Consider the following 22,803-nt stretch of genomic DNA (forward strand, 5'->3'; position numbering starts at 1 on the left):
TTGTTGTGATGATCTTTTCATTGCGTGACTGTTGAACGAGGTGCGGGGGCAGACCGCAACTTTTTACTTGACTTCTTGGAATGACTATGCCAGATCCAACTCGGCGAGTGATAGGAATCAATCACTGCGTTCCAGGCTGTAAAGTGTTTCCTTAGGGAAGAAGTAGACGTAGTATTACACGGATTGAGATAGGAACTTAAAATGAGTCGAGGCGGACAAGATAAGTCTCTCGGAGCGGAGGTAAGAATCGTGTTATGGCAATGCAGTAGCATTAAGCAAAAGGCGTTCACCCTTGTAGAGTTGTTAGTGGTAATCGCCATCATAGGGGTTCTGGTCGCTCTTCTTTTGCCTGCTGTGCAGGCCGCGCGCGAAGCTGCACGTCGCACCCAGTGCCAAAATAACATGAAGAATGTCGCACTGGCGATGATGACTTATGAGTCGACAAAAAAGTCTTATCCTGCTCCTGCTTACATGGTGCCCAACGGTCCGGCTCAGAATACACTTGTGGATAATGTCTTATACACCAACTGGTTGATTGAATTGTTGCCGCAACTTGAATTGGCAAATCTCTACGATCGCATTGACGCCAAATGGAACGTAGCATCTGCGGCGAATTCGAAACGGATTACCGACTCTGCCTCAACAACTCCCAACGACGTGGAGGAAATAGCTACCGAGATATCAGTTTTGTTGTGCCCCAGTGACAATGGTCGGGGAAATCCTTTTGTAGGAGGCTTGAACAATCTCACCTGGGCACGGTGCAATTACGGCCTCAACGCATACCAATATTGGGGCAATAACGACAATAATCGGATTGCCTCAGGAAATAATGCGGCAAGTGGCAGTAAACTTGCCGACTTCCTCGACTATAATATCGGCATGGGGCCCGTTGATTCCAAGGGATTCGCACTCAAACGCATCTCAGATGGATTGAGCAACACGATTATGATTGGCGAAATGCGGGTTGGTCTGAGTCCTCGAGATCGCAGAGGAGTTTGGGCCATGGGGATGTGTGGTTCGAGCTTCCATTGCCGTCATGCTTCCGATGTTCTCGGTGCCGTGAATTCTTGCGGTGGTTCTGATGACGACGTGCAAGGGGCAACCGACATTATCGCCGATGTAGGAGAAGCAACACTACGTGCTGAATGTATGATGCCCGACAGCAGCGTCAATGCCAGCGGTGAATCGGTGGTGCGAAGTGTTCACATCGGCGGTGCTTTCGTAGCCATGGCCGATGCGAGTGTGAGATTCATCAGCGATTTTATCGACTCGGGAAATATCACGGGAGGTGCATGTATTGGCTGTTCCAACCCAAATGACATACTTCAGCAGAATTTTGGAGTATGGCAGAGACTAAATGTCTCTACGGATGGCATGGTATCCGGCATCATTGAATAGTCTGATAGGATTAAGTGGCACTCATTTATCCAACTCCTTTAATATGGCTATTCTAAGAATGAACATGATGAGGACTCCCCTAAGTAGGATGCTTAAAACCTCGCTACTGCTTGCATTGCTTGGAGGTTGCCAGGGTTCGGTGTCACCTTATGACTACATTCCGGTCTCTGGCCAAGTCACCTATGAAGACGGTACACCGATTCCTTCGGGTGGTTTCGTTTTAAAGTTTTATGCACTCGATGCTCCTAAAGTGGAAAACATGAGGCCACGACCAGCCCAGGCAGATATCGATAGCAACGGTAACTTTGAGTGTGCCACGAGCTATAAATATGGTGATGGATTGATTCCTGGAAAACACCGCGTCGTCATTTTTTATGCAACCGACAAAAACGGCAAACTGCTAGTTCCCAAGGAATATATCCAAGCAGGGGATTCTCCGCTCATCATCGACACGGCCGATGCCCCACTCGAAATCAAAGTCCCCAAACCATAAACACCTGCGGTGGTTCGAATGCATCATGTCCACCGCCAAATTTTTCTCGTTTTGATAGCTGTAGGCCTGCTTCTGATAGGCGGATTCGCTGAGTCCACTATTGCCAATCCCACAATTTACGAACCAGGAATTGACCCTGGCGTGGGTTTCAACTTGGTCTCCTGGGGTAACTTCGCCAACGGTGCCACAGTCTGGCAAAACGCTGTGCAGGCGGCCTACAATGCAGGCTTCGATGAGGTGTCGCTCAGCCCTGTGCGATTCTATACGCCAGGATCGGGTTCTATTGCTAGCTCGTCGAGCAGCGGCCCTGAACTGAGCCACATTGCTGCTGGAATAATCCGCGGCAAGCAGCTTGGTATGCGGGTGACGGTTAATCCCTTCGTGGAGCCCGTTGGATTTACTGGCTGGAGAGGGACTTACAACCCTTCTCCAGGGAGTGCCGAGTCCAACACGTTCTGGAACGACTATCAGCAATACCTCGTCGACGTGGCAGCTGTTGCCCAGGCCAACGGTGCCGACTCGATGACCGTGGGGACTGAATTGCGCGCCCTGGAACTCAACACGGGAAACAATGCCAAGTGGACGTCGGTGATCAACGCCGTCGATTCGGTTTTCAGCGGGTCGCTCGGCTATGCCTCGAATTGGGATAGCTACAACAGCACTAACACTGCGAACACGATTTGGGACCACCTAGCGATCGACTACATTGGCATCGATTCCTATTTCACGAATTTGCTGTCTAGTGGACAGTCCAACGCTTCAGGGTCTTATCCGAATCTCAACTTTATCACCCAAGTCGAAAATGCTTGGAACAACAAGCTCGACAACGAGATTCTTCCTTTCGCCGCTGCCCGAAAAGGGGGTGCAGGATTGCCCGTCGAATTCACTGAAGTAGGTTATTTGCCCTACAATGGGACTACGGTCAACCCTCAGAACGGCAGTGGCACACTCGACCGTGACGAACAAAATATGGCATTCGAGGGCTTGATGCGGGCCCTTGATGGTCGTAAGGCCGCTGGAGAATTTCTCGCTACCCACATTTGGCAATGGGATATGCAAGGCTCCGGCGGGAGCCAGTGGAATATGAATCCCAATGGAGGAAATCAACCCACCAATCAACAGACCGCACAGTGGCTTTCTAGTTTCGTCAAAGGAACCAATCCTGATCCTGGGGGCACGACAACAACGCCGGCCACGCAAGTCCTGTATAGCTTTGAGGCCGGTCTGGACGGTTTTTCATTTCCCGGTTTCAGTGGCAATAGCGTAAGTAGTCTCGCACAAGCCACCGGCACGGGAGCGACCGAGGGAACCCACAGCCTGGCGATTACGAAAACCGACGACGATTGGACCTGGGACGCCCGAGTACAAATGACAGGAACGCAACTTCAAGCGATGCAGTCTGCTCTCAACGACAACATTAACAACTATGTGCTAGAGCTGGATGTCACCTACGATGCGGCGGCACTCCCTAGTGGACTGAGTGACCTCAACATGCACGTTTCCTTTCAGCCCACACCGGGAGCCTGGACCCAGGCTTATCCCTTTGCAGATATCAACGGTCGGGTTTCACAATCGTTTCACGTCGAGATTCCTCTTAACACTTTTAATCTTACGACAGGATTGAGTGGGCTGGCACTGCATATTGGCTTCGACGGGGCCTGGCCCAACGGCAGCAATGCCACGATGTATATCGATAACATCGCACTCACCGATTTGTTTCCCGATATCGCAAATGCCGACTTCGATGGCGACGGCGATGTCGACGGCCAAGATTTCTTGGCTTGGCAACGTGGCTTTGGTACAGGGACAACCTTGGCTCAAGGCGACGCCAACGGGGACAACATTGTCGATTCCAGCGACTTGGCCATTTGGCAAGCCCAATTTGCTAACGTGCCATTTCTAGCTACGTCGACAGTCGTTCCTGAGCCTGCTACCTGCTGGTTGATAGCTTTTGGTGCAGGAATTCTTTTTAGACGCAAACTTGCCGTATGAGTAGAGCACAATAGATCGATCTGTTCTTGAATTCTGAGAAGACGTCAGGACAAACAGGTTAGGTCTGCTTCTAGCGATAGAGTCCCAAACACTCCGTCACGCGACTAGAGAATTAAGATAGCAAACCGATCATATCGATTTCTACTTCGATGTTCCCGATTTCCGTTTCTTTCCTGGCCTCCCAGCAAGTATCAGGCTGCTGGCGAGGAGAAGCAAGACTCCGCTTGCTGGCTCGGGGATGACTCCAAAATGCTGATTCGCAAATTGATAGGCACCGATGCCTATCGCAGATCCCATGATGCGTCCCGCGAAGTCGTCGGGAGGAACATGAATTCCACCCCACAACCGGGAAATGCCGGCTTCGTCGGCAATCGACTCAGAGGCAGCGGCATGCGCTGGAGCGTGGCGGGTTCCGACGCGGTCTGTCATCTCCGCGCGCTGTACCTGAGCCAACCCGGCAGCTGGGACGACTTCTGGAAGAATTACCTAAACTAACCACAAACGTGACGCTCACACGCTAGGGAAAACAGGTTTGGTAGGTCAACGTTTAGGTCAAGGCACTAGCGTAGATGAGAATTGCCCCCGTTCAATTTAAGCCGATACTCTTTGACAACGCTTATGGTTAATGCAGTTGGTATGGCTGATGGGGTCATCTGTGCTGTGGAACCTGTTCTGACTGGAACAACAACCGAGTGCTGCTTGGCAGTCAAAGTTGCACTGAAGAAGGGCTCGTCATCGTCGATACGGACACGAACGAAGTCGTTCTTCGAAGTGAAGTGTGACTTGATTGTTCGCTGTGGCGAAGTACCTCCGGCTTTAGGACAGTTATCGGAGTGTCTTCCGTAACTCTGGGAGCCAATACGTCTCTTCCGACGACCAATTCCAGTTCGCACTGCGATCTATGCGAAAGAATACAGGGGAAAACGCCACGTGAGAGATGCTCGGAAAGCATCGCTATGATATAATGAGTGGGAAGACATTTCCCTGCCTTCAGGGAGCCCATTTCATTGCTAGCGTTTCGACCTCGCGCCGCATATCCGCTTGCATGATGTCGCAAGTTAGGCGTGTTCGACTTCCAAGAGTGAGAAACAGAAAAGTGAAGCTACCCCTATTAGCTGCTTCAATTGTCGGGCTGTTCGTTAGTGAAGTGTCTGCGCAGACCTATCGGTATGAAGCCGAAAATGGCATTCTAAGTGGCAACGGCACGTCCATTCAGTCCAACGGCGGCGCCTCAGGTTCGCAATATGTCCGGTTCAACAGTGGCGACAGCAACAACAGAGTCACTGTTGAGCCTCTAGACCTTCCCGATGGTCAGTACGAGATGTGGGTTGGCTACCGATCTCCTTTCGGCGAGAAGGGCTATTACTTTGATGTCGGTGGTGTTTCAGGGAGCGGAATGTTCGATGCCTCTTCCACCTTCGGCGACGACCTGGCGGGATTGTTCTCTGTCAGCGGTGGACTCAGCGCGGCTTCAATTTCTCAGTACTGGGGCTACCACGACGTTGACTATCTTGAGTTTCGCACCTATGAACCAACCGAAGTGTTACCCGTCTCGGCGACTTTGGTGAATGCCAACTCTGATAGTCGCACTCGCATGTTGATGCAGTTCCTTACCGACATCTACGGAAACAAAACAATGAGCGGGCTGCAGCACGACGTAAACTCGGGTACGAACACGTTTCCACCCAACAGCTATGTGTCCAAGTCATGGGGCCTGCTGCCTGCTGTCCGGGGTTCGGACTTCATCAACTATTCCCCATCCCGCACGATTCACGGCCAGCTCAACCATAACGAAACCGAGGATACGATCGCATGGGCGCAGCAGACTGGCGGTGTTGTGAGCATGACGTGGCACTGGAACGCCCCGGACGACTTGATCGACCAGCCGGGCATGGAATGGTGGCGCGGCTTCTACACCAACTCGACTACGTTCGATCTTAACGGCGCTCTAAATAACCCTGGTGGCGCCGACTACAACAAGATCATCAGCGACATCGACACGATCGCAGTTGAGCTGCAGAAATTTGAGACTGCCGGCATCCCTGTCATTTGGCGCCCGCTGCACGAGGCAGAGGGTGGTTGGTTCTGGTGGGGAGCCCACGGCTCGGATAACTTCAAAGAGTTGTGGAACATCATGTACGACCGTCTCACCAACCATCATGGCCTGGACAACCTGATTTGGGAATTCACGGACCTGGGCGACTCCGACTGGTACCCAGGTGACGATAGGGTCGACATGGTAGGTTTGGATATCTACACCGACCCCAGCGATAACATGAGTGGACCTTGGCTGGACGCTTTAGACCGGTACAACGGGAATAAACTAATTGCGCTCTCCGAATCGGGCACTCTCCCTGACGCGGATGAAATGGAACGGTGGGGCATCGCCTGGAACTACTTCTCGACTTGGAATGGGTTCGATTCCAATTTCACCGCGCAGCAACTCCAAAACACGCTGGGCGATGAGAATGTGCTTACCGTCGACGAGTTACCTTGGTTCCCGTGGGCTAGTGCCGTACCGAGCGACGGCGACTACGACAACGACGGAGACATAGACGGCAACGACTTTTTGTGGTGGCAGAGGTGGGATGGGTCGGACACTGGGCTGGCGAATATCAAGGCCAACTTCGCCCTTAACATGAGCGACGCAGGCTTGGCTACCGTGCCTGAGCCATCCCCGTGGATGCTGATGCTGAGCGCTGCACTAGTATTCTCTTGTAGAGGTCGCCGCGAATCTTAGGTGCATACCTGGGCGCTAGCAAGATAACGGGTCACCTTCTGCCTTTCTCGATTAGTTTCTTCTTAGCAGCTTCCTGAGGGGGGTTACTGCCATCAGCCAAGCGGTCGCCGGCGATTTCCCAGAAGAAGACACCGCGGAGCCCCTGCTTCATTGCCCACTCTGTTTTGAGGGCAATCGACTGGCTATCGTCATAGCAGATAATCTCCGAGCCATCCTGGGCTATTAGCCAGGGGTTCTTCGTTTCGTCGTCCCAGAATCTTTTCCAATTCGGAGTGTTTTTCAATTTAGAAATTTGCCGAAATGTCAGAGCCTCTTTGCTCGGCCGGGGTGCATTGAGCGTGGATGCATAAGGTTTTTTTACAGCAAATACTTTCCCATAGAGTGGAATACCCACTGTCAACCTGTCCGGAGGAAAGTGGCGTTCCTCCAAAAGATATTTTATCGTCGACTCGGTGGAGAGCGCAGGGCGCTTTGGATCTTCGGAAGAGGAATGTAGAGGAGCATGGTGACCGGCAAATTCAGCCCAGCGACCAGTGTAGTCATAGGTCATGATGTTGACCCAATCCATGGTCTCTAGAAGAAATTCGTTGCTGAGCCATCCCAAAGTCCGCGGATGCGATGCCGCTGCCATCGTTAGAACCATGGCCCGATCCTTCTTCTCGCCCAACTCGTCGAGCAATTTGCGAAAGCGGCGAGACAATCGCTCGAAACCAACGATCTCAATATTCGTATCAGGGTATTCCCAGTCCAAGTCAATTCCATCGTAATCGTACTTGGCGACAATATCCATAACGGCCTGGACATAGCGATCCTCGGCTTCTGCATCGAGCGACATCGCAGCAAAGTTTTCGTCGTAACCCCAACCTCCTAGAGAGATCAAGACCTTTACACCCTCATCGTGGGCATCCCGCGTTAGCTCGCGGTTGGGAACGGCGTCTCCTGATTGCAGGCTTCCGTCCTTCTCCGCCACGAGGAAGGCATGTGCAAGATGGGTATACAGGTCAAAGTTGATTTCGCTTGGCATGCCGGCAACGTATCCCAAGAAGACCTTTTCAGGGGTCACTTTGCTCGGTGTTGCCGGGTAAGCGTTGGAATAAGCCAGTATGCCAAGCAAGAGTGCGTTTACGAAATTCGCGATACGCATGATTGATTACTCCGTTCGCAATCGACTAAAGAGCTTAAATAAGATGAACGTACTCAACAGGGCACCTCCCCCGAGTACCCAGGCCTGAACCAGATTGCCATACACGATGCCACCGATCGTAAAGAGCGAACAGTAAATGGCCACGCACCCGAGAAACACACACAAAAGCTGCACGGGCATTTCCCACGCCTGACCGTGAATCTTCTCGTCGATCATGTCCCCGTCAGAGCGTGCTTCGGCGACGACCTTTGCCCAGCCTGGACCACCCGGATGACATCGACGAAAGAAGCTTCGCAGGGTCGCATTGCTCTCTGGCTTGGTTACGAAGGTGCCCACGAGCCAGGCAACGGTCGTAGCCGCCACGCTGATCAAGAGTTTCCCTGTGAATCCATCGATAGGGCCCCAAGTCGTTGCACTATCATCGACAATCAATACGAGCGCGAAGGCGAAGAGAGCGGAGACGACCATCGCAAATATCTCTGACCAGGCGTTGATTCGCCACCAGAACCAGCGCAAAAGATAAATGGCCCCCGATCCAGCCCCGGAAAGTAGCAAGATGTTGAATGCCTCGGTCGCGCTGGTAAGTACCAGCGAGAGAGATCCCGCCAAAACCATCAACAGGACCGTGCTGATGCGTCCCTTCTGGACCAGGTCTTTTTCAGTAGCACTCGGTTTGACAAATCGTTTGTAAAAATCGTTCACAACATAGGAAGAACCCCAGTTCAAGTGTGTTCCGATGGTAGACATATAAGCCGCAATGATCGAAGCAATCACGATCCCGAGAAATCCTGGCTTCAGCTTAGAGATCATTGCCGGATAGGCGATGTCCTGGGCGATGACCGATTCATTGACATGCGGGAAAGCTGACTGGATGTCTGTCAACTCTGGAAAGCAAACCAGCGAGGCAAGTGCAACGATGATCCACGGCCAGGGGCGCAAAGCATAGTGGGCAAAATTGAAGAGCAGTGTTGCACCGATGGCATTCTTCTCATCCTTGGCGGCCAACATCCGCTGGGCGATGTAGCCTCCACCTCCAGGTTCGGCGCCCGGATACCACACTGACCACCACTGCACGGCAACCGGAATGAAAAGCAACGGCACCCATTGTGCCGAATCAGAGAAGTCAGGAAATATCTTAATTTTGCCAGACACGTTGGCTTCATGCAGCAGGTCGGCCATGGAATAGTTCCTAGCGAACTCTGTCGCCTGATCAGTCGCAATCGTGCCAGCTTCGACCGCCCTTTCGGCAGCCGTTTTAGCTGCCTCGCCCAAGGCAACCACGGCAGCATAGACCGCGCCAAACATAGCGATGCCATATTGGAAGAAGTCGGCCCAGATGCACCCCTTGAGACCGCCGAGTGTGGCATAAATCACCACGCCGAGTGATCCATAGAGCACGCATTCCCATTTTTCCAGGCCGAACATGAGCGAGCCATACTTGATGATCGCCAGGGTGACCGAAGCCATGATCAGGACATTGAAAAAGATGCCCAGGTAGATAGAGCGAAACCCACGCAGAAAAGAAGCGGGCTTTCCGCCGTAGCGTAGTTCATAGAACTCGAGGTCGGTCATCACGTTGCTGCGCCGCCAGAGCTTGGCGTAGATAAATACGGTGACCATGCCCGTGATAAGAAACGCCCACCAGGCCCAATTCTTGGAGACACCGCTTTCCCGCACCATGCCTGTCACCAGATTGGGCGTATCGGCAGAGAATGTGCACGCCACCATCGAGATTCCCAAGAGCCACCAGGGCATCCCACGTCCTCCCAGGAAGAACTCCGCAGAACTCTCCCCCGCAGATCGAGACGCCCAAATGCCGATCCCGACCACCACTACAAAAAATATGGCGATGATCGCGTAGTCGATCGCGTGAAGCTGGATTGAGTAACTTGCAGCTAGAATCATGATTTGTGGTATATGCAAAAGGACTAAGTCTTCTGTGCGGTTTAGTTTACCAGTTCACGCAGATCACAATAGTTGAAATTGCAAGACGATCAAAGAGGTAAAAAGAAGTTCACCATGTTCGGAGCCTGTCCGAATACAAAGTTGTTACCGAAGTTTTCTATTGTCTACCAGCCAAGGATTGCTGCCGATTGCAATCGTTCGTTACAATGAAGCAATGGTTACTCATGAACCAGCCCGCCAGGAAGCAACCCGATGACCGACACCTCGGCCGAGTCTGTTCCAGACTTAGTGGACTCGATCTACCGCACCGAGTCGCGGCGGGTGTTTGCTACGCTTGTCCGGTTACTCGGTGATTTTGATCTGGCTGAGGAATCGCTTTCCGATGCCTTTGCTGCGGCGCTTCAGCAGTGGCCCCGTGAAGGGGTGCCGGACAATCCTCGTGCTTGGCTTGTTTCGGCGGGGCGTTTTAAGGCCATCGACGCCATGCGCCGTCGAGCTCGTTTTGATGCCTCGCTGGAAACGCTCGCGCAGCGTATCGACACGTCAGAGAACGAACTAACCAACGAAGAGCAGGTGGCTGATGATCGCCTGCGACTGATATTTACTTGCTGTCACCCAGCAATCGATCCAAAGATTCAGGTGCCACTGACGTTGCGAGAGGTGTGCGGATTGACAACGGAAGAGATCGCGAGCGCATTCTTGACCTCACCGCCGACGATGGCCCAGCGAATCGTTCGTGGGAAGGCCAAGATTCGTGACGCGAAGATTCCTTTTGCCATTCCGTCTCTGGCTGATTTACCTGAACGGATTGAGGCGGTGCTTTCAGTAATTTATCTGGTGTTTAACGAGGGCTATTCTGCGTCAGCAGGTGCAGAAGTGACGCGTACAGATCTTTCGGATGAGGCGATTCGCTTAGCACGGCTGCTGTTGCAATTGCTTCCCGATCCAGAGGTCATGGGCTTACTGGCATTGATGTTGCTGCACAGTTCACGTCGCACGGCCCGACTCTCGCCTGAAGGGGATATCATACTACTGGAAGATCAAGACCGGGAGCTATGGGACCGTGATTTGATTGCTGAAGGGAAATCACTCGTACAGAGTTCGCTATCTTCGGGCCACTTTGGTGAATATACGATCCAAGCTGCGATCTCGGCGGTGCACGCGGACGCTGCCAACGCTGCTGAGACCGATTGGCAGCAAATTGTAGCTCACTATGATCTCTTGCTTCGCGCGGCTCCTTCTCCGGTCGTTGAGCTTAATCGAGCAGTTGCCATCGCCATGTGTGATGGCCCCGAGGCTGGTCTCGCTCTCATCGAGGCGATTCTCCAACGTGGTGATCTGACTGAATACTACCTTGCTTACTCGGCGCAAGGTGAGCTTCTGAGGCGTATGGGTCGCTTAGCGGAAGCGCAGTCTTCATTTAATCACTCATTAACCTTGGCTAAGCAAGAGCCCGAGCGGCGTTTTCTGAGTAAGAAAATCGCGATGCTTAAAGAGACCGCCGATCAATAACCCCAAAAAATGAAAATATTTCGCCAGTACTGTCGATTTGCCCATTTACCATTCGACTACTTGGAAACAGGCCATTTTTTGCCGGTTTAGAACAATCTATTGTTGAGGTGGCATGATGAAATTCGTGTGCATGGGATTTATCGAGGAATCAAAGTGGGAGTCGGTGCCGGAGGAAGAAGGCCAGCGGCTGATGAATGAGTGTTTTGACTACGACGACGAACTGCGTCGAGGTGGTCACTTTCTTGGCGGGGAAGCCCTTAAATCGGCTAGAGAAGCGGTAACATTGCGGTTCACCAATGGAAATGTCGCTGTGACGGACGGACCGTACGCTGAAACGAAGGAAATGCTGGGAGGCATTCTCTTGCTCGAAGCACGCGATCTGAACCACGCAATCAGCTTGATGTCCAAGCACCCGGGCGTGAAAATGGGACCCTTTGAGATTCGTCCAGCTGATGAGCAGGTTAATGCGCTTGTGGCCGAACGCGATGCCGCGTTCAAAGGTTAAGTTGTAGCCACGGACGCCAGACGGTGGACGCGCATTCTCGCCGCGCTCTAGCGAGCGCAACTACAAAGTTGAGAGAGGAGGAGATTTTTTTCATGTCTAACGCAAATGATTCTGTTCGATTGCACCGTGTGCTTCGCGCCCCTGCGGAGCGCATCTACAAAGCATTTGTCGACCCCGACGCGTTATGCCGATGGCTGCCGCCGTACGGCTTTGTTGGCAAGATCGATCGGATCGACCCACGAGTGGGCGGGAGCTATCACATGTCCTTCAGTAACTTTGGGACGGGAAACAGCCATGCCTTCGAGAGCACTTTCCTGGAGCTGATTCCCGGCGAGCGAATCCGCCTGGCCGACAAATTCGATGATCTCAGCCTGGCAGGTGACATGACCAAGACCATCACGTTGCGATCGGTGAGTTGTGGCACCGAAATCGATATCTTGCACGAAGGCCTTCCTGCGGCCATACCGGCTGAGATGTGTTACCTCGGCTGGCAGGATTCGTTATTTCAGCTTGCCCAGCTGGTTGAACCGGAAATTCCGGATGGTGTGTGAACAATTAAATCAATGAATTTGGAACTGTATGAAACCAAAACAAGTTGATCCTTAAGGAAAATCAAGATGGAAAAAATGATCTTCGTGAATCTACCGGTTGCTGATCTCAAGGCGTCAACGGCGTTTTATGAGGCCCTTGGATTTGAGAACAACCCTCAGTTTACCGACGAAACGGCGGCTTGCATGGTGTGGAGCGAGGCGATCTACGTGATGTTGCTGACGCACGACAAATGGCGAACTTTCACTACTCGCCCGATACCACCAGCAACGTCCTCCGAGGTGGCGCTGTGCGTATCGTGTGATAATCGTGAAACGGTCGATACGATGAATGAGATCGCGGCCAAGAATGGTGGGACTAAGGACATCAACTCGAAGCAAGATCATGGTTTCATGTATAGCCGCAGCTTTGCTGACCCAGACGGCCACGTATGGGAGCCGATGTGGATGGACCCAATGGCGATTCCACCATGTGAAGATGCAAAGTGAGGGCCTTTCGAACTACATGTACCTTTCCCGACACCCCGGCCCGCCGTTTTCATAATTGTTGGGGCCGGGAAACGATTTGAAATTGCCAGTAGTCAAACCACTCCATCCCAAGAAAGGGGAAACGAATGCGATTCATGGTCATTATAAAAGCAAGCAAAGATTCCGAAGCGGGTGTGATGCCCAGCGAAAAACTGCTTACTGAAATGGGTAAGTTTAATGAAGAGTTGGTAGACGCCGGCATCATGCTGGCAGGCGAAGGGCTGCAAGCCAGTTCCAAAGGTGCCCGTGTGAAATTCTCCGGCGAGAAGCGGACGGTAGTCGATGGACCGTTCACTGAGACCGAGGAACTGATCGCCGGCTATTGGATTTGGAAATGTGATTCGCTGGCCGAGGCGATCAAGTGGGTGAAAAAATGTCCCAACCCGCATCCTGACCAAGAGAGCGAAATCGAGATTCGCCAAGTTTATGAAGCAGAAGATTTTGGTGCCGAGTTCACGCCAGAACTTCGCGAGCAGGAAGAACGATTGCGCGCTGAAGCGGAGAAGCTCAGTAAAACTTGATCTCGCACATAAATAACCGTAGCCGGAGGCACACTTGCCTCCAGGTCGCCCAGGCCAGAGTGTTGTTCCGGCTATGTGGCAAAAAACCTACAGCGGCAAATATCATTTAAAACTACGGTGAACGTTCATTGCCAACTCATTCGTACACGTCGAACTTAATTGTACTCACTCAGCACGACTTGGCGTATCTTGTTCAATTCAGATCCCGATAAAAAAAAACATGAACCAATACCTTTCTTCGGCACAGAAACAAAACTACGATCGCCTGAAACTCATCTAGCGCAATTGTCAAGCACATAGCCCTTTGGAGAGATACTTATGCAATACATGCTCTTGATTTACTCAGATGAACAAGACTGGACAGAAGAAGAGCGGGAGCACTGCTTTGCGGAGTCTACGGAACTCTCTCACGAGCTGAATGAGCGAGGCCAGTTTGTCTCCGCTTCGCGCCTCCAGTCAGTGACGACAGCAACTAGCGTTCGTGTTCGTGACGGCCAACGGATGGTGACCGATGGCCCGTTTGCCGAGACGCGTGAACAACTCGGTGGGTATTTTATTGTAGAAGCTAAGGATCTCAACGAGGCGATCGCCATTGCCGGTCGCATTCCATCCGCTCGCAAAGGAACCGTCGAAGTTCGGCCTGTTGTAGAGCTGGCGGGATTGCCATCACGATGAAGACCCGATCCGTAGCATCGAAAAGAGGGGAGCAAGAATATTGAAATACATGTTGCTATGTTACGATGACGAACAAGCTTGGCAACAAGCCGGAGAAGCCGCATATAAAGAGGCGATCCAAGAAGCGATACAACTCACTCATCAACTCCATGAGAAGGGACAATACATCCTGTCTGCACCACTTCACCCCGTTGCAACGGCTACCAGTGTGAGGGTTCGTGATGGGAAAAAGGTAGTCACAGACGGCCCTTTTGCAGAAACTCGCGAAGTGCTCGGAGGTTTCCACTTGATCGACGTCAAAGATATCAGCGAAGCGATTGAAATAGCTAGCAGACATCCTGGAGCGCGGCTTGGTACCGTCGAGGTTCGCCCCGTGGAGGAGCTGGCGGGGTTGCCGGTTCTCGACTGATTGTCGCGTATGTTAGACTCTTGATTGCATTCGCAGCGTGGCGGATGCTCCGTTTCCTTTTTCTGTATGGAGGTTCCCATGAACACGAAGAGTTTCATTCTTAGTCTTGGCATAGCAGCCTTCTGTGGGGCGCTAGCTATCGCCGCTACTTCGACTGAGTCGGCACCTGCCGACCAGGGTGAGATGCAATTGCCAACGGGCTGGACGATGGAAGACATGCAAGCGGTCATGATGGCCAGCACCCCCGGCAAGATGCACGAGCGGCTGGCCCAGGATATTGGCACCTGGGATTGCGAGACCACTATGTGGATGGCACCCAACACCGAGCCTATGAAAAGTGGTGGCACGGCCACTTATTCCCCGCTGATGGATGGCCGTTTTATTAAGTGTGATATGGAGGGGGAGATGCCCGGCATGGGTCCTTACCACGGGATGGGTATTTGTGGCTATGACAACGTGTCCCAGGAATTCATCTGTAATTGGATGGATAACCATGGCACGGGCATCATGAACGGCGTGGGAGAATTGTCGGACGACGGTAAAACCCTCACGTGGGAATTTACTTACAATTGTCCCATCACCAAGAAGCCCGTCGTGATGCGAGAGGTTGAGACCGTCACCGGTCCCGATACTAAAACGTTCGATATGTTTGGTGCCGACCCTAAGTCCGGTGAAGAATTCAAGATGATGCACATCGATTTCACACGGAAGTGAGTCGGAAAGTGTATTCGCCCGCGGAGTCGCATAGACGCTGAGCATATTGAATTAATAGTTTGCCCTCAGCGTCTATGCGAGGGATATTTTTGCTTGTATTTCAGTGGAGGTATCATGTTTGTCCAACCCTACCTGTTCTTCGGCGGCCGCTGCGAAGAGGCACTCGATTACTATACCAAGGCCCTTGGTGCCAAGGTCGAGATGATGATGCGATTCAACGAAAGCCCGGAACCCGCGCCACCCGGGGCCGTGCCACCGGGCTTCGAAAACAAAGTAATGCACGCTACTTTCCAAATCGGCGATTCCATTGTGATGGCTTCCGACGGCTGCGACGAAGGCTCAACTTTCAGCGGATTTTCGTTGTCGCTTTCCGCAGCTTCTGCGGCTGAGGCTGACCGAGTATTTGCGGCGTTGGCAGAAGGTGGCAAAGTAGGCATGCCTTTAGGAGAAACCTTCTGGTCGCCACGTTTTGGAATGCTGACGGACCAATTCGGAATCGGATGGATGATTACCGTCCCTATGGAAAGTTAGTTGCAAGATAGAACATCGGAGTCATGATGCAATGTTGGAAACTACAGAAATGGAACCATTGGTTCAGCAATCCACGCGAAATAGCAGGTCGATTTTTTCAAAGATCCTATTGGGATTGGTTGTAGTCTTGTTTTTGCTCGTGGGCCTGATCGCCATCCAACCCTCGGAGTTCCGCGTTGAGAGAACGGCGACCATGAACGCTCCGGCGGCGGCAGTCTTCGCGGAAGTAAATGATTTTCATAATTGGGAGGCATGGTCCCCGTGGATTGAGCTCGACCCCGAGGCGAAGAACTCTTTCGATGGACCAGATGCAGGGGAGGGAGCGGTCTTTCGTTGGGATGGCAACGACGATGTCGGTGCCGGGAGTATGACGATCACTGAGAGCAAGCCCAACGAGCTAGTGCGCATTCGGCTTGCATTTACCCGGCCCTTCGAAGACAGCAGTACAACTGAATTCACCCTGAAGCCGGATGGAGACGAGACAAAAGTCACTTGGAGCATGTACGGCAGGAATAACTTCATCAGCAAGGCGTTTTGCCTTATCATGGACATGGATAAAATGATTGGGGACAAGTACGAAGAAGGACTAGCTAGCTTGAAACAGATTGTGGAAGACAAAACTCGTCAGTAGTATGGTTTAGACTCGAAAGTGAAGGGAACAATTCATGGCGACCGAAATCCAAGAAAGTACTGTCTCCAAAAAGATGCTGTGGGCGGGATGGATCGTAAGCGCGATTCCGATAGCTTTGCTCGTCATGAGCGGTGTCATGAAATTGCTAAGGCCGGCCCCCTTAGTGGAAGGATTTGAGCACCTTGGCTGGCCGGCGAATCTCGCCTTGGCCCTGGGAATCGTCGAACTCGTCTCTACGCTGCTCTACATGATGCCACGCACGGCAGTGCTGGGAGCGATCTTACTCACCGGCTACTTGGGCGGGGCAATCGCAACCCATGTGCGGATCGGCGAACCCTTCATTGGTCCAGCTATTTTTGGTGTCTTGGTCTGGTTGGGACTCTATCTCCGCGATCCTCGTGTGCGGGCTTTGTTGCCCCTGCGTTGAGAGTTTCACCCAATTGACATGGGTTTCAACCGTTTTTCTCTGCGCTCTCTCCGAGTTGACCATTACATTTCGCGGATTGTGCTGTTAGCCTATCGCATTCAGCCATCGTTGCCGTAAGCGATTGACTTTGCGCTAGGATCACACCCGCAATGCTAATTCTCTTTGTCACCCTCTACCTCTTGGCCTCGATCGCGATGGGCCTCTGGTTTGCGCGGCGTGTTAAGAATACAGCGGACTACACCGTCGCAGGGCGGGCGCTACCGATGGGAGTAATCATCGGCACGACCTTTGCCACGTGGTTTGGCTCGGAGACGGTGATTGGCATCCCTGCGAAGTTTCTCGAAGGGGGGATGGTAGAAACCGCGGAGGATCCGTGGGGGGCATCGTTTTGCTTGATACTCGTGGGGTTGTTTTTTGCCCGTAAGCTCTACCGCATGTCGCTGCTGACTATCAACGATTTCTATCGCCAGAGGTACGGTGTGGGCGTTGAACTGTTTTGCTCGGGAGTCAGCCTCATTTCGTATCTGGGTTGGGTCGCTGCACAAATCACGGCGATGGGGATCGTCTTCTCGCTGTTGACCGACGGGGCGATCAGCCCGCTCGCTGGGACTTGCATTGGGACGGTCGTGGTGCTGCTGTTTACTTACTTTGGCGGCATGTGGTCGGTGGCTGTTACGGATACCATCCAGATGGTGATCATCGTCTTCTGTTTGGCAGCGATTGCTGTTATGGCTAGCAATCTCGCAGGAGGACCTGCCAAGGTCATCGAGGTAGCCACGGAGAAGGAGATGCTAGAATTCTTTCCGCCGCTCACGTTCAGAGAGACTATGTTTTATCTCGGGGCGGGGATTACGATCATGCTCGGCTCGATTCCGCAACAGGATGTGTTTCAGCGAGTGATGTCGGCCAAGCGAGAAAACATTGCTGTTTGGGGTCCAATCATCGGCGGCTCAGGCTATCTTCTTTTCTCCTTCGTGCCGATGTTTATCGTGGCGTGCAGTCTGGTGATCATGCCCACGGAGACGGCCGAGTTGGTGGAAAAAGATCCTCAGCATGTGTTGCCGACGCTAGTTATGACACACATGCCTGCGGTGACCAAAGTGCTATTCTTTGGGGCGTTGTTGTCGGCGATATTGTCGACGGCCTCTTCAACAATCCTCGCACCGGCGACGGTGTTCGTGCAGAACGTACTCAAGAATGTCTGGCCCGGTATGGATGATGCCCTAGAGTTGCGGCTGATGCGGTTGACCGTGCTGGTGTTCACCGCAGGGGTGCTAGTGTACTCAATCATCATGCACGGCACTTCGGTTTACGATCTCGTGTCAAGCAGCTACCAGGTGCCACTGGTCGGGGCGTTTGTACCGTTGGTATGCGGACTACACTGGAATCGGGCAACCAACATGGGTGCGATCATGTCGATCGTGCTGGGTGTCGGCACGTGGATTCTGTTCATGGCCACACCGCTTGGCAACTATTTCCCCCAGCAGCTTGCGGGGTTGTTGATGGCAGGGGTAGGGATGTGGGCCGGGTCGATTGCACCTTTGCCTAGGAATGGCAAGGAAACACTTGCATGAATTCGAGGTTCCAATCGAACCTTGCCTTGAGAGTGGTGTCTTCCCCTGAATGGCAACCTCTCGACTGACACAATACGAAGACAATGAGACAGGTAGCGCACTCTCGCTCGCGAAGCCGCTTGCGCCGGAGGAAATCCGCGCAGGGGATTACGTATCGTTACTGCATGTATTCTACGACGTTCCATCGTTCTTTTGGTGCAGCGATGCCGTGACCCAACGGCGGGAAGAGTTGGTACGCTTATGCTACATCCCCGAGTCAGGCGGCGTGCCGTTGAAAGTGAAGGCGGTTTGCTTGCCGTTCGTGTTGGTGAAGCATCCCATGGGTGGCAAGCGGACACTCGACGTGCGTAAGGTCCGGCTGGCGCGGCTCGATAGAGAGTATGCCGCTGCTGCGTGGAAGATGCGCAAGCAGGATCAGGGGAAGCTGGATTGCCGGTGACGCCCGTGCCGCTAATCCGAGATAGGGTCAACCCTTTCGACCTTGCCGCAATTGACTCTTTGAAGGTGATTCAGCTAGTCTGGCAAAGCACGAATCTGATAACCACTGATGTCAATAGCCAGGGAGGCGGACATGTTAAATATCAGGTCCGTTCGCGGATATTTCTCGTGAGATAAACAAAGCACTTCTGATTTAAAGAGATCTGCGATGCCCAATAAAAATGACTCGAATAAATTCGGCTGGATCAACTGGCTGTTTAGTGGCGCGGCTGCCAGCAGTTGGTTGGGTGAAACTGGCCTATTCGTAGCCCGCGTATATCTTGGGATAACGATTTGTCGAGCCGGGGCTTCGAAGTTTCCTACCGTTAGCTGGTTTCAAGATCAAGTGGTCGGATTGGGATTTCCTCTCCCAGAGATAATGGCGTTTCTGGCCAGTGCCTCGGAATTCGTTGGCGGCGCACTACTGGCATTAGGCTTGTGTACACGCCCTGCTGCTTTTTTTGCTGGGTTGACTATGGGCGTCGCTTCGTTTGTGTTTCACAAGAATTCTCTCGGTGAGATGCATATTGCGCAAATGTATTTTTGGATGCTTGTCTTGTTTACGATGATGGGTGGAGGAAGGATTTCGCTCGATGCACTCTTCCGCCGGAGGGATAACGCTGCTAGTTCAAGTGCTCCTCCTGCGGCTGGCTTAGCACCGATGGCACTAGTCTTTCCTGTCCTGTTAGTGGGAATAGCATTGCGGTGGGAAATGCAAGCTCCGCCCCCTCAAGTTGACCCAGATGCCAAGGTTGAAGAAATCTCGTTGGCCGGTAGCTTTAATAGTTGGAATCTCAACACGGACCTTATGACGCAGAATGCGGAGGAATTGTGGCAAACAACTTTTGATGTGGATGCTGCAGGAGAGGTGGAGTTTAAGTTCGTTGTGAATAGTGACTGGCGGAGCAATTTGGGAGATTCTGATCAGATAGAAGTTGGATTACCGGCCAGTGGCGTTGCTGAACTGGACGATGGGAATAATTCGACAAACAACATACGAGCATTTCTTCCCGAAGCAGGTTCTTACGCAGTTACGTTGGATTTGAAAAATCTGACCTATCGGGTGGAGGCCCGGGCCGCTGCGGTAAAGTGAAGGCATGCACTCTGCGATCGCAAGAATGCCAAAGCTTGATGCAGTTATTGAAAGGCATCAAATTCTGAAATCATGTGCCTCTGACCACTTAAGTTCAGAAGCCCAGCGATCCAGTGATCAGGGAGACCTGACCAGACCTCGGCACTCCTGTTAGAATGGTGGTTTTTCAGAGGAATAGCCGCGGAGCGAATCGCATGAAATACCGATATCTTGGCGAGTCGGGGCTTTTGGTCTCGCGGGTGTGTTTGGGAACGATGACGTTCGGCATGGAGGGTTGGGGCTGCGACGAGGCCACTTCAATCGCCATCACGAACCGATTCATTGAAGGGGGCGGCAATTTTATTGACACCGCCGACATGTACTCCAAGGGGATCTCCGAGGATTTTCTCGGCAAGGCAATCGTTTCGCACAACCGCGATGAACTGGTGATTGCCACGAAGTGTTGGTTTCGCATGGGCGACTCACCCAATGCCAAAGGACTCTCACGCAAGCATATTCTCTCTTCGGTCGATGCAAGCCTGCGACGATTGGGAACCGACTTTATCGATCTCTATCAACTTCACGGGCCTGATCCTTTCACGCCGCTCGAAGAAACCTTCCGGACTCTCGATGATCTCATCCATAGCGGCAAGGTCCGCTACATCGGCTGTAGCAATTTCTTCGGTTGGCAAATGGTGAAGGCCAATGCGCTGGCCGAAAAGCTAGGGCTTACTCGTATGATCAGCGGACAGCATCTCTACAATCTGCTTCGTCGAGATATCGAACGGGAAGTACTTCCTGCATGTACCGACCAGGGGATGGGGATGCTTTGCTGGAGTGCTATCGGTGGAGGGCTCTTGGCAGGCAAGTACGACAAAGAACGTGGACCCTCCAAGGAGTCGCGTGTCGGACTGCGTGCCGCAGTTGATCTGCCACGCTATTGGAATGACGATAGCTTTCGCATCATCGACGAGGTAGTGGCCGTGGCCAAGGAAACGGGGGTTAGCGCCGCACAGACTGCTTTAGCTTGGCTGTTAGGAGATCGCCGCGTGACAGCAGTGATTGTCGGTGCTAAGTGCGACGAGCAGGTGACTGACTGGCTTCCAGCGGGAGATTGGGATTTGCCGCAAGAATTGCGCGACAGACTAACGAACGTGGTTCCCTTCAATCAAGGCTATCCCCGCGAGTGGGTCGAAATGAACTGGGGCAATATTGCTGGCGGCGAAGAGTTCCCACCCTGGGAAGTTGGCGGTAAAGTGGATCGGTGAATTAACAATCTAGAAGGAGACAATCGAGAAGATGCAAAAATCTCTTGACGAAAAACTGAAACGAATAGCTGCCGATCCGTCATGTAAGGATTTTGTACTTGCCGACGCGAAAGATGCTGACATGGCGGCTGGCGTTGCTGCTCCGGGGAAGTGTTTTGAGAGAAGCTCGAGCTCGAACAAGTTTCGTAGCTTACAAGACTATCGAGAAATGATTCGGTCCAATGTTGAGCAGGGCCTTGTCGACATCATGCTCATGAGCGCTAGCACCAGCGAGCTACTCACCTTTGAAGAAAAGATTTTCGACAGAAGTGCCGTTACTCCGGCAGTCAGGCTGAACGACACGACCGACATCTGGCTACAAGCAAGCGGAAACTACAAGTCACAACCGTCACTCCCCTTTCGGTCGACGACTCTTGAAGAGGTGAGATTTGGCAAGACCGGCGGAGAGGGAGACATCCAAGAGTCCAGGGTCAATCTAGGGTTGTACTCGATTACCTTCAACAACGATTCTTCAACCGATGTGAATACGCTTTCTGCCTACAAAGAGTTTCGGACCGAATCAGAGGAAAAAGGGATTCGCCATTTTCTCGAAGTATTTGCGCCCAATTGTCCTCAAGCACCGATTGAGGACCTGCCGCGATTTGTGAACGATTCGATCATCCGTACGTTGGCCGGTATCACCCGGTCCAGCCGACCATTATTCTTGAAGATTCCCTATTTCGGCCCTGCGGCTATGGAGCAATTGGTCAGCTACGATTCGTCACTCGTGGTAGGAATTCTAGGCGGCGCGGCGGGAACGACCTTCGATGCCTTTCACCAGCTTTGGGAGGCCAGGAAGTACGGAGCCAAAGCAGCTCTCTACGGCCGCATGATCAACGAGAGCGAGCACCAACTAACTTTCATTCAGCATCTGCGTTGGTTGGCCGATGCCGAAATGACAGACCCGAAGGAGGCTGTTCGCTCTTATCATGGCTCCTTGGCGAAGCTGGGAATTGAGCCATTTCGTGACTTAGAAAGCGACCTACGGACGTCCTGATGTCACTCATCAGAAACAATGACCTTATTCAAGAGGCTCATGCCAGGCTTCCTCCGGCAAAGTTGAAGGCTACAAAGCTGAAAGGTGAAAACCGAATTGAAAACATCAAGAAACCTGAAAGCAAATCAATGTGAAGCTCTACTCGAATCATTGAAAGCCCGTTTTGAGAAAAACATGATCCGCCACAAAGGCCTGGTATGGACTAAAGTGCAAGCAAAGCTCGTATCGAATCCAGAAAAAATGTGGTCACTCTCCGAGATGGAAAGAACAGGTGGTGAACCAGATGTTGTGGGTCATGATAAAAAGACCGGTGAATACATTTTCTATGATTGTTCGGCGGAAAGTCCGAAAGGCCGGAGAAGTGTTTGTTATGACCGTGAAGCACTGGAGTCAAGAAAAGAACACAAACCAAAAAATAACGCAATCGATATGGCAGGTGCCATGGGGATTGAGCTTTTAACTGAAGACCAATATCGAGAGTTGCAGAAGCTTGGGAATTTCGATACGAAAACGTCGAGCTGGGTGAAAACGCCTTCTTCCATCAGGAAACTCGGCGGAGCCCTCTTTTGTGACCGCCGCTACGAGACGGTCTTCGTCTATCACAACGGTGCCGCGTCTTACTACGCCGCCAGGGGGTTCCGTGGCTCGCTAAGGGTCTGAATTTTGCAGAGCCCCCCTTCGAATACATAAAGTCGAACAGGAG

At 52.3% G+C, this 22,803-nt stretch carries 24 protein-coding genes; 21 read left to right on the forward strand and 3 right to left on the reverse strand.

Features of this window, described 5'->3' with window-relative positions; translation table 11 throughout:
* Positions 1–201: 201 nt before the first annotated feature.
* The 3 genes from Pla144_RS00170 to Pla144_RS00180 all read left to right on the forward strand — a co-directional run bounded on the left by Pla144_RS00170 (position 202) and on the right by Pla144_RS00180 (position 3,883).
* Positions 202–1,398, forward strand: a complete 1,197-nt coding sequence (locus Pla144_RS00170; protein WP_146447315.1) for a DUF1559 domain-containing protein — start codon at positions 202–204, stop codon at positions 1,396–1,398.
* Positions 1,399–1,486: 88 nt separating this feature from the next.
* Positions 1,487–1,891, forward strand: coding sequence for a hypothetical protein (locus Pla144_RS00175; RefSeq protein WP_197530268.1), 405 nt, complete (start codon positions 1,487–1,489; stop codon positions 1,889–1,891).
* An 18-nt stretch (positions 1,892–1,909) separates the two neighbouring features.
* Complete coding sequence (locus Pla144_RS00180; RefSeq protein WP_146447317.1) at positions 1,910–3,883, forward strand: glycoside hydrolase family 113; 1,974 nt, start codon at positions 1,910–1,912, stop codon at positions 3,881–3,883.
* Positions 3,884–4,024: 141 nt separating this feature from the next.
* On the opposite strand, the gene Pla144_RS00185 is transcribed toward Pla144_RS00180, so the two are convergent.
* Entirely contained in the window at positions 4,025–4,312 is a 288-nt protein-coding gene (locus Pla144_RS00185) for a hypothetical protein (RefSeq protein WP_146447318.1), read from the reverse strand.
* Between the two features lie 667 nt (positions 4,313–4,979).
* Here Pla144_RS00185 and Pla144_RS00190 point away from each other — a divergent pair.
* Entirely contained in the window at positions 4,980–6,623 is a 1,644-nt protein-coding gene (locus tag Pla144_RS00190) for a glycosyl hydrolase (protein WP_197530269.1), read from the forward strand.
* 31 nt (positions 6,624–6,654) lie between these two features.
* Here Pla144_RS00190 and Pla144_RS00195 read toward each other — a convergent pair whose 3' ends face one another.
* Both Pla144_RS00195 and Pla144_RS00200 read right to left on the reverse strand, forming a co-directional pair.
* A complete protein-coding gene (locus tag Pla144_RS00195) occupies positions 6,655–7,767 on the reverse strand; it encodes a glycoside hydrolase family 18 protein (protein WP_146447320.1) in 1,113 nt (370 codons plus the stop codon).
* Between the two features lie 6 nt (positions 7,768–7,773).
* Positions 7,774–9,690, reverse strand: a complete 1,917-nt coding sequence (locus Pla144_RS00200) for a sodium:solute symporter family protein (RefSeq protein ID WP_197530270.1) — start codon at positions 9,688–9,690, stop codon at positions 7,774–7,776.
* Positions 9,691–9,924: 234 nt separating this feature from the next.
* Here Pla144_RS00200 and Pla144_RS00205 point away from each other — a divergent pair, with 234 nt between their 5' ends.
* From Pla144_RS00205 to Pla144_RS00285, 17 genes are all read left to right on the forward strand, one after another.
* A complete protein-coding gene (locus tag Pla144_RS00205) occupies positions 9,925–11,184 on the forward strand; it encodes an RNA polymerase sigma factor (RefSeq protein WP_146447321.1) in 1,260 nt (419 codons plus the stop codon).
* Positions 11,185–11,296: 112 nt separating this feature from the next.
* On the forward strand, positions 11,297–11,689 hold the full coding sequence (locus Pla144_RS00210) for a YciI family protein (protein WP_231936105.1): 393 nt from the start codon (positions 11,297–11,299) through the stop codon (positions 11,687–11,689).
* Positions 11,690–11,781: 92 nt separating this feature from the next.
* Positions 11,782–12,240 carry an SRPBCC family protein gene (locus Pla144_RS00215; protein WP_146447322.1) on the forward strand — a complete coding sequence of 153 codons (459 nt, stop codon included), beginning with the start codon at positions 11,782–11,784 and terminating at the stop codon, positions 12,238–12,240.
* A gap of 66 nt (positions 12,241–12,306) precedes the next feature.
* Positions 12,307–12,726, forward strand: coding sequence for a VOC family protein (locus Pla144_RS00220; protein WP_146447323.1), 420 nt, complete (start codon positions 12,307–12,309; stop codon positions 12,724–12,726).
* A 134-nt stretch (positions 12,727–12,860) separates the two neighbouring features.
* Entirely contained in the window at positions 12,861–13,286 is a 426-nt protein-coding gene (locus Pla144_RS00225) for a YciI family protein (RefSeq protein ID WP_231936106.1), read from the forward strand.
* 318 nt (positions 13,287–13,604) lie between these two features.
* Positions 13,605–13,961, forward strand: coding sequence for a YciI family protein (locus tag Pla144_RS00230; protein WP_146447325.1), 357 nt, complete (start codon positions 13,605–13,607; stop codon positions 13,959–13,961).
* A 49-nt stretch (positions 13,962–14,010) separates the two neighbouring features.
* The gene (locus Pla144_RS00235; RefSeq protein WP_197530271.1) at positions 14,011–14,370 is read left to right on the forward strand and encodes a YciI family protein; all 360 of its coding nucleotides are present in this window, start codon (positions 14,011–14,013) and stop codon (positions 14,368–14,370) included.
* Positions 14,371–14,448: 78 nt separating this feature from the next.
* A complete protein-coding gene (locus Pla144_RS00240; RefSeq protein WP_197530272.1) occupies positions 14,449–15,084 on the forward strand; it encodes a DUF1579 domain-containing protein in 636 nt (211 codons plus the stop codon).
* Between the two features lie 114 nt (positions 15,085–15,198).
* Positions 15,199–15,615, forward strand: coding sequence for a VOC family protein (locus Pla144_RS00245; RefSeq protein WP_146447328.1), 417 nt, complete (start codon positions 15,199–15,201; stop codon positions 15,613–15,615).
* Between the two features lie 49 nt (positions 15,616–15,664).
* Positions 15,665–16,246, forward strand: a complete 582-nt coding sequence (locus Pla144_RS00250; RefSeq protein ID WP_197530273.1) for an SRPBCC family protein — start codon at positions 15,665–15,667, stop codon at positions 16,244–16,246.
* Between the two features lie 34 nt (positions 16,247–16,280).
* On the forward strand, positions 16,281–16,673 hold the full coding sequence (locus Pla144_RS00255; RefSeq protein WP_197530274.1) for a DoxX family protein: 393 nt from the start codon (positions 16,281–16,283) through the stop codon (positions 16,671–16,673).
* A 149-nt stretch (positions 16,674–16,822) separates the two neighbouring features.
* Positions 16,823–18,247: a sodium:solute symporter family protein gene (locus Pla144_RS00260; protein WP_146447329.1), complete on the forward strand. Its 1,425-nt coding sequence runs from the start codon at positions 16,823–16,825 to the stop codon at positions 18,245–18,247.
* A 49-nt stretch (positions 18,248–18,296) separates the two neighbouring features.
* Positions 18,297–18,686, forward strand: coding sequence for a hypothetical protein (locus Pla144_RS00265; protein ID WP_146447330.1), 390 nt, complete (start codon positions 18,297–18,299; stop codon positions 18,684–18,686).
* A 207-nt stretch (positions 18,687–18,893) separates the two neighbouring features.
* Positions 18,894–19,817 (forward strand): DoxX family membrane protein, encoded by a 924-nt coding sequence (locus tag Pla144_RS00270; RefSeq protein ID WP_146447331.1) that lies wholly within the window; start codon positions 18,894–18,896, stop codon positions 19,815–19,817.
* A 194-nt stretch (positions 19,818–20,011) separates the two neighbouring features.
* Positions 20,012–21,064 carry an aldo/keto reductase gene (locus tag Pla144_RS00275; protein WP_197530275.1) on the forward strand — a complete coding sequence of 351 codons (1,053 nt, stop codon included), beginning with the start codon at positions 20,012–20,014 and terminating at the stop codon, positions 21,062–21,064.
* 31 nt (positions 21,065–21,095) lie between these two features.
* Entirely contained in the window at positions 21,096–22,100 is a 1,005-nt protein-coding gene (locus Pla144_RS00280) for a hypothetical protein (protein ID WP_146447333.1), read from the forward strand.
* A gap of 84 nt (positions 22,101–22,184) precedes the next feature.
* Entirely contained in the window at positions 22,185–22,760 is a 576-nt protein-coding gene (locus Pla144_RS00285) for a DUF4256 domain-containing protein (protein WP_197530276.1), read from the forward strand.
* The last annotated feature ends 43 nt before the right edge of the window (positions 22,761–22,803 follow it).

The organism is Bythopirellula polymerisocia, assembly GCF_007860015.1.
In the GTDB taxonomy this organism is placed as follows: Bacteria; Planctomycetota; Planctomycetia; order Pirellulales; family Lacipirellulaceae; genus Bythopirellula; species Bythopirellula polymerisocia.